The 8,689-nt window shown below is 39.9% G+C and carries 5 protein-coding genes; 2 read left to right on the top strand and 3 right to left on the bottom strand.

The window, feature by feature from the left end; all coding sequences use genetic code 11:
• Positions 1 to 11 precede the first annotated feature (11 nt).
• The 3 genes from yidD to folE form a co-directional block, all read right to left on the bottom strand.
• On the bottom strand, positions 12 to 248 hold the full coding sequence (gene yidD, locus D778_RS13005; protein ID WP_007651491.1) for a membrane protein insertion efficiency factor YidD: 237 nt from the start codon (positions 246 to 248) through the stop codon (positions 12 to 14).
• A gap of 285 nt (positions 249 to 533) precedes the next feature.
• Positions 534 to 2,021 (bottom strand): cysteine--tRNA ligase, encoded by a 1,488-nt coding sequence (gene cysS / locus D778_RS13000; protein ID WP_007651489.1) that lies wholly within the window; start codon positions 2,019 to 2,021, stop codon positions 534 to 536.
• Positions 2,022 to 2,090: 69 nt separating this feature from the next.
• Positions 2,091 to 2,768 (bottom strand): GTP cyclohydrolase I FolE, encoded by a 678-nt coding sequence (gene folE / locus D778_RS12995; RefSeq protein WP_040492528.1) that lies wholly within the window; start codon positions 2,766 to 2,768, stop codon positions 2,091 to 2,093.
• Between the two features lie 188 nt (positions 2,769 to 2,956).
• Between folE and D778_RS12990 the strand changes: the two genes are divergently transcribed.
• Together D778_RS12990 and D778_RS14265 are read left to right on the top strand one after the other, a co-directional pair.
• Entirely contained in the window at positions 2,957 to 3,451 is a 495-nt protein-coding gene (locus D778_RS12990; protein WP_155949961.1) for a hypothetical protein, read from the top strand.
• A gap of 7 nt (positions 3,452 to 3,458) precedes the next feature.
• Positions 3,459 to 8,689, top strand: a 5,231-nt coding sequence (locus D778_RS14265) for a PKD domain-containing protein (protein ID WP_155949960.1), incomplete at its 3' end; no start/stop codon positions are given.

The following is an 8,689-nucleotide window of genomic DNA, read 5'->3' as shown; positions in this document are numbered from 1 at the left end:
ATGGCTAGTTTTTAGTTGTCATCTTTTTCCGGAACTGGGTCGTAACCAGAACGTCCCCAAGGATGACAACTAAAAATCCGGATCAAAGCCAATTTTCCACCCTTAAAAAAACCATGCTTTTCCAAAGCTTCTTTAGCGTAATGGGAACAAGTTGGTTGAAACCTGCAAGTGGCTGGCGTTAATGGGGAAATTACTGTTTGATAAATTTTTATAAGTAATAGAAAAGGATATGTTAAAATTCGTTTCAAGAGGTTTGTATTGAGATTTTTGTTGTTTAATCAGGTGTCATTAAGCATTTAGATATCTGAACTTAAGAAAATGATTCCTTAATCTATTTATTTAATTGATATGATAAAAGTATTCTATTTTATTTATAATTGCTGCGAAACATTTATTTGTAATAAACTGCAATGTTCAAAAAAAACCGGCTTGGTTTAATAATTCAAATTTTAATATGAAATATAACGAACTAAAATCTATCAATATCTATCAGAAAATATAGCCCACAACTAGGCAGGCGACTTTACAACAAACTAGGAGAGGCTAAACGAGGTGCCATCCTTCCCATCTTTCAATTGTATGCCAAGGTCTTGAAGTTCGTCACGAATTTGATCGGATAAGGCGAAATCTTTGTTGGCTCTAGCTTCTTGACGTAGTTTTATTAAAAGGGCTACCGTTCCAGTTAATTTTTCGTTTGTACCTTTATTATCTGTTGTTGTAAGTTCTTCCAGTCCCATAATATCAAAAACAAAGGCATGGATGGCTTTTTTTAACTCGGCCAAATCGTCTTTTGTTATGCTTGCCTTAGCATCTTTTATTTGGTTGATGTATTTGGCCGCTTCAAATAAATGGGCAATTAAAATTGGTGAGTTAAAATCGTCGTTCAAGGCATCGTAACAAAATTGTTTCCATTCAGGAACATTAAATGTAGACGAAGTTGAAGTTGGTAAACTGTCCAATAAGTTTATGGCCTCCATAAGTCTGTTAAACCCTTTTTCACTGGCCAACAAACCATCATTGGTAAAATCCAAAACACTTCTGTAATGAGCTTGAAGCATGAAGAATCGTGCTACAGAAGGAGAAAACCCTTTAGTGATATGAGGATTATCTCCAGAGAAAATCTCATTAGGTAAAATAAAATTCCCGGTAGATTTTGCCATTTTCTTACCATTCATAATAAGCATGTTGGCATGCATCCAGTAATTTACAGGTGTTTGACCTTTGGCAGCTTGGTTTTGAGCAATTTCACACTCATGATGAGGGAATTTTAAATCCATGCCACCTCCATGAATATCAAAATGTTCGCCCAGATATTTGGTGCTCATGGCTGTGCATTCCAAATGCCATCCAGGAAACCCATCGCTCCATGGCGAAGGCCAGCGCATGATATGTTGAGGTTCGGCTTTTTTCCATAGTGCAAAATCTTGAGGGTTCTTCTTGTCGCTTTGACCATCAAGTTCACGTGTGTTATGGATTAAATCTTCCACTTTACGTTTGCTTAAAATGCCGTAATTGTTGGTTTCGTTATATTTTAAAACATCAAAATATACAGAGCCATTCACTTCATAAGCAAAACCATTGTCAATAATGGTTTTAATTAATTCTATCTGCTCTATAATATGACCTGTTGCTGTGGGTTCTATGCTAGGAGGCAGAAAATTAAAAGCATTCAAAATGTTATGAAAATCCACTGTATAGCGTTGTACCACTTCCATAGGTTCAATTTCTTCCAAGCGGGCTTTTTTGGCTATCCTATCTTCACCAGCATCAGCATCGTTTTCCAGATGTCCTGCATCTGTGATGTTTCTTACATAGCGTACTTTAAAGCCTAAATGTAATAGGTATCTGTATATCATGTCAAAAGACATGAACGTCCTAACATTTCCTAAATGCACATTGCTATAAACGGTAGGTCCACAAACGTACATGCCTACATAGCCTTCATAAATAGGTTTAAAAACGTCTTTTTCGCCAGTAAGCGAATTGTATATTTTTATTTCTTGTTGCTTGTAAAGTGGCATATTATGAATGATGTAAAGTTTTAGCTTATAAAGTTAGTCTGTAAAATGTAATAATTTCTGAAATGAAAATTAAAAAGAAGTATCCATTTTAATGTAATCCAAAAACTCCCTTTTAGTTTCTTTGTCTTTGAATTTTCCTCCAAACTCAGAAGTTATTGTACTGCTTTCGGTATCTCTAATTCCTCTAGAGTTTACGCACAAATGTTTGGCGTCAATCACACAAGCAACATCTTTTGTATTAAGAACGTCTTGTAGTTCTTTTACAATTTGAATGGTCAAGCGTTCCTGTACTTGTGGACGTTTGGCATAATAATCCACAATTCGGTTCATTTTAGACAAACCAACAACAGTGCCGTTTGAAATATATGCCACATGGGCTTTTCCAACGATTGGCAGTAAATGATGCTCACAAGTGGAGTAAACCGTAATGTTTTTCTCAACCAGCATTTCACCATATTGATATTTGTTTTCAAAGGTTGAAGCACTAGGTTTTCTGTCTGGATTTAAACCACCAAACAGTTCCTTTACAAACATTTTAGCAACTCGATTAGGTGTTCCTTTTAAGCTGTCATCCGTTAAATCAAGCCCTAAGGTTTCCAAAATATGTTGCACATCGTCCTTGATGATGTCTATTTTTTCTTCGTTTGTAAGCTTAAAAGCATCTTCACGCATGGGAGTGTCTGAAGATGATCCTACATGGTTATCTCCTAACGACTCAAACTCCTCTAACTTTTCGTCAAATTTCATCCGATAATTTAAATTTGTATTTAATCTGCAAAGATAAGAAATTCCCTTTTTAAAGGGGTTTTATTAACACAGAATTAATTTAGCCAAAAAATTAACGCTGTTTTTCATAAAATTTCCTTAATTTTCAGCTCATTTTTTAACAATAAATATGCATTTTTTTAACATAACTTGTTAATTAAATGTGCTTTATGATGATTTTCCCTATGAAAAAAACAATGACTCTATTTGCTATGTTGTTTTGTGTGTTTACAACAACAATATTAGCACAAAATCAACCATTGCAAACCAAGGTACCTCTAAAAAGAGTATCCTATGGATCTAATGTTGGTGCGCCACTGAGTGCTAAAGAACAAATGCAACTTGAAGAAGTTTATGGTGATAAATTAAACGAATACGTGTTAAGCAAACCGCAACGTTTAAAAGATATTAAGCATTTGTTAAGAAATAGGATTGAGTATAAAAGAATACCAAATCCTCATGATCAAAAACCTTGTCCACTATTATCAGAAATTCCATTGTTTAATAACTATGTGCCAGATTTAAAAAGCGACCCAGTTTTTAATCCGCAAACCTTTAATCCATTAAAATATCAATTTAATTTTTATGCACGAGGTACTTATATGTACAGGGTTGACAATACCGATTACTTTATTATAATAAAATCTCAGCATCAAAATTTTTAAGTAAGTTATGAAAAAGATAATTTTCCCTATAATAGCACTTTTATTCAGCCTTACAGCACTATCGCAAGATGTGATTATGCAAAACGGAACCTCAAGTCAGTGTTCAGGCATATTTTATGATTCTGGAGGAGCAACTGGAAATTATGGTGATGGCGAAAGTTTTGTTTACACCATTTGTCCAGAAAACCCTGGTCAACAAGTACAGTTGGATTTTATTGCTTTTAGTACCCAATTAAATGCAGATATTATGACCATTTACGATGGTGATGATACTACTGCTCCAGTTTTAGGCACGTTTTCAGGAGGAGGTCCTGGAAATAACCCTGGATTAGTAACTGCTACATCAGGTAATCCTACAGGGTGTTTAACTATAGAGTTTGTTAGTGATGGAGCTGGAGCTACTACTGGTTGGGAGGCTAATATTTCTTGTTATACTCCATGTCAGGATATTACAGCTGTTTTAGATACTTCCAATCCAGCCCCAAATGGTGATGGTGAAATTTTAATCTGTGTGGGAGGTGATGTTGAATTTACGGGAAGTGCTGTTTTTTCTGTCGATGGTACTGGAGCTACTTATGATTGGGATTTTGGGAATAACACAACAGCTACAGGGCAAAACGTTATTGCAACTTATACAAATCCAGGTATTTATATTGTAGAATTAGTGGTTACAGATACAAATCCTATAGGTTGTAGTAGCATGAATAGTATAAGTCAAGTTGTTAGAGTATCTCCAGAAATAGATTTTACTGGTACTCAAGCTACAAATTCTACTCTTTGTTTTGGTGATTCCACAACTATTGATGGTGTTGCTTCAATTCCTCAATTTGAAGACTGTGCTCCTGAAATTTTTGACCAAACTTGGTTAGAAGATACGCAAACTACAGGTCAAGCAGCATCTTATTCATCTACAATAACTGTAGATTGTTATGGGCCAGGCCAAGTGATTACTGATGTTTCTCAAATCACAAATATTTGTGTTACAATTGAACATTCATTTATTGGAGATTTAGATATTTATTTAGTGGCACCAAATGGAAGTAGAGTTGATTTTTTGGAATATGGAGATGGAAATGATCCTGGAGCTTATTTTGGGATTCCAGATCAAGCTGATAATGGAAACCCTGGTATAGGTTGGGAATATTGTTTCTCACCCACAGCTCCACAATCAATAAATGATGTTGCTGTTGGAGGTTCTAGTGTTCCTGCTGGAAGCTATGCACCACTTCCTACATCTTCTTTTAATAATTTAATTGGTACACCTTTAAATGGTAATTGGACATTTGTTGTAACCGACTTATGGGCTATAGATGATGGGACGTTATTTTCTTGGAATTTGAATTTTGACCCATCTTTAGTTCCTCCTTCCAATAATATTGTAAGTGAGTCTTGGGATGCAGACCCTTCTATAACCAACACAACCGGAAATACCATTACAGTGCAACCAGCAACAGAAGGCGTACATTGTTATACATACCGTGCTATGGACGATTTTGGTTGTGAATATACAGAGCAGGTTTGTATTGATGTGTTGCCAGAAATTGTTACAGAAGCACCTAACAACCTCTTTTTGTGCAATCCAGGTGCTCCACCTTTCATCTTCGATCTAACTCAGAATACACCAGTGGTAACTGCATCAGCTGCCAATGCAGGTGATTTAGTAGTCACGTATCACAATTCCCAGGCAGATGCCGATGCTGATACAGGTGCCATAGGTACAGCAGCTGCTTATACAGGAGTAGATGGAGAGGTGATTTATATAAGAATTGAATATTTAAACTCAGGTTGCTACGAAACCTCTTCCTTCACTTTGAACATCACGCCCGAGCCAACTATCAATGCAGTTGGTGATTTGGTGCAATGTGACGATTCGAGCAATGATGGTGTAGCCGATTTTGATTTAGAGAGTCAGACCTTGACCATTTTGGGGGCGCAACCATCGAGTGATTTTACAGTGACTTATTATTCAAGTCAAGCCTCAGCCGATGCAGGCACAGGCGCCTTGAGCAGTCCCTATTCCAGTTCAGGAGAGCCTATATGGGTACGTGTAGAACTGGCCAGTGATGCCAGCTGCAGCAATGTTTCAGTGGGCCCATTTTTCGATTTGGTGCTGAACCCAGTGCCAGAGATTATACCGGCAAGTCAGACCATTTGTGATAACGTTCTTCCGGGAGACGATGGGTTTGGGGAATTCGACCTGACCCTATCAGAGACATCCATATTAAATGGGTTACCGTCCACGGACTACACCATTACGTATTACGGAGATGCCACAGATGCCGAAACAGGTCCAGGCTCGGCAAGTGAAATCCTAACACCAGGCGCATATACCAATACCACGGCCACTACCCAAACAGTCCATGTTCGCGTAGAAAATATCACGACACAATGTTACAGTGTGGCCCAGTTGTTGCTAACGGTGGATCCATTGCCAGTGATAACCGGCCTTGCCACCAATACAGATATTTGCGATGGTACAGATGCCATTTTTACCATCACGGGAACCCCAGGGGATGTTGTGGACTATAACATCAATGGGGGCGCGGGCGCACAAGTGACCCTGGATGCGACAGGGGAAGGGGTTGTAACGGTGGCAGGCGCCACGACGGACCAAACCATAAATTTGGAGCAGATCACCAACCCAGCCACAAGTTGCAGTTCGGTACTTGCCGATTCAGCGACCGTTACCGTGGTGGCCTTGCCGAGTATTGTGTCATTAACAACCAATACGGATATCTGTAGTGGTCAAGATGCCATTTTTACCATAACAGGTACGCCAGGCGATGTTGTGGACTATAACATCAATGGGGGCGCGGGCGCACAAGTGACCTTGGATGCGACTGGGGAAGGGATTGTAACGGTAGCAGGAGCCACAGCAGATCAGGTGGTTACATTGGAACAAGTTACCAACCCGACCAGCAACTGTAGTTCCCCTCTTACCGATACCTCTACGGTTATTGTGAATCCAAACCCAACAGCAAACGTAGTTGCTGCAGGCGATATCTGTCCCAATGGCGATGCTGTATTTACCATTACAGGGGATGCAGGCGATATTGTGGATTACAATGTAAATGGAGGAGCCAGTGTTCAGGTAACTCTAGATGCCTTGGGCGAGTGGGTTGTAACAATACCAAGCGTCGGTGTAACCCAGACCCTTAGCTTAGAAAATGTAGAAAACCCGACCACGGCTTGTAGTTCAACACTAACGACAACAGCTGTTGTTGTGGTAAACCCATTACCAACAGTAGTAGATCCAAGCCCATTGATTGTCTGCGATGACAATGTAGCCGATGGGATGACAGAAATGGATTTGAATGAGAAGAATGATGAGATCTCTGGAGGCAATGCAACTTATATAGTTACCTACCATGCCAGTTTATTAGATGCAGAGAATGGTTCACCAGAAGTACTACCATCATCTTCAGCCTATATAGGCACCGATGGTGAGGTGGTTTGGGTGCGCGTAGAGGACGCGGCAACCGGTTGTTATGCCACCACGACATTGGAACTTGGTGTAGTGGATGCACCGGCAGTTCCAAGTCCATCAGCCTTACATTATTGTGATCCAGATAATGATGGTCTAGGTGTTTTTGATTTAACGGACACTAGAAACAATATAGAAGCAATAGATCCAACCTACGAGGTTTCTTTTCACTTAACCGAGCAAAATGCCATGGACGATGTCTTGCCACAGCCGGACGTATTTACAAATGTAGCAGGTCAGATAATTTATATTCGAGTAGATTATGGTCCGGGGACCAACTGCCCGACCATTTTGGAGCTGGAACTGATAATAGACCCAACACCGGATATAGAAATGGATCCAGAGGCACTGGTACTGTGCGATGACGATGGGGTTGCCGATGGGATGACGCAATTTGATTTAACAACGAGCAATACAGAGATTTTAAATGGGCTAGATCCAATGGCATATTCCGTTACATATTATACCACACAGGCAGGGGCAGAGATAGGGACAACCGATCCAAGCTATATAGCAACTCCAGGCGCCTTTACCAACACTGTGGCATCAAACCAGACCGTTTGGGTACGTGTTGAGAATAATGCCACAGGCTGTATCCGAGTAACATCATTAGATTTAATTGTGAATCCATTGCCGGTTCCAGTAACGACAACAGAAGCGATGCAATATGAGATTTGTGATGACACCGTTGACAACGATGGTTATGCCATATTTGATTTAACAGTCCAAGACAATATCATAACAGGGGGCAACTCCAGTTGGTCCGTGGCCTATTACGAGACCATGGCGGACGTAACGGCAAACACGCCAATAGCAGATTATACAGCTTATGCCAATACCTCGATAGGTGGGGCACCACACAATCCACAGACCATCTTTGTAACCGTATCCTCTACGGCCAATGGAGTGGACTGTTATGCGCTGACCACTTTGACCTTGGTGGTGAACACGGTTCCGACCCCAACAGCAGCACTGCCAAACATGGAGTTGTGCGATGATAACAATCCAGGGGATTTAGAAGAGGAGTTTGATATCACGGCCAATGAAGCAGCGATGTTGAATGCCTATAACGAAACCGTTTCGTACCATACCACAATGGCCGATGCGGAATCAGGGGCGAACAGCATTCCAAACCCAACCGCGTACACAAACACAGGCCCGACACAAACCATTTATGCGCGAGTTACAAATACAGGGGATCCATCAGATCCATTAGATACAGGAACTGGATGTTATACCATTGTAAGTTTTGATATTATTGTGAACCCATTACCGGATACGGTTGCAGTAGACAATATAATAGCCTGTGAGTTAAACACAGACAATATTTATATTTTTGATTTAACAACACAAACCAGTGCTATTTTAAATGGGCAACCAGAGCCGGATTTTGCAGTAAGCTATTATACAACATTAGCAGCAGCAGAGTCGGGAACAGGAGCTATAGCAAACCCATCTGCTTTTCAAAACACAGTAAACCCACAAGAGATATTTGTAAATATAAACAATACAATCACAAGCTGTGATATAGCTACGGTAAGCTTCTTTGTTGAAGTACAAGAGGCAGCAGAGGTCAACCCAAACCATGATACTTATGTATTATGCGATGACACCATGGAATTTGATGGCGACCCAAGCAATGATAGTGTTGGTTTTGATTTATTATCACAAAACTTTGTTTTGTTAAATGGACAAGATCCAGCTAATTTTAATGTGACATATTATGAGACCATGGCGGACGCCGAGGCCATGAG

It is taken from the genome of Xanthomarina gelatinilytica (genome assembly GCF_000348685.1).
GTDB lineage: Bacteria > Bacteroidota > Bacteroidia > Flavobacteriales > Flavobacteriaceae > Xanthomarina > Xanthomarina gelatinilytica.
Note: the sequence above shows the minus strand (reverse complement) of the source record. Positions and strands in the feature narration are given on the sequence as shown.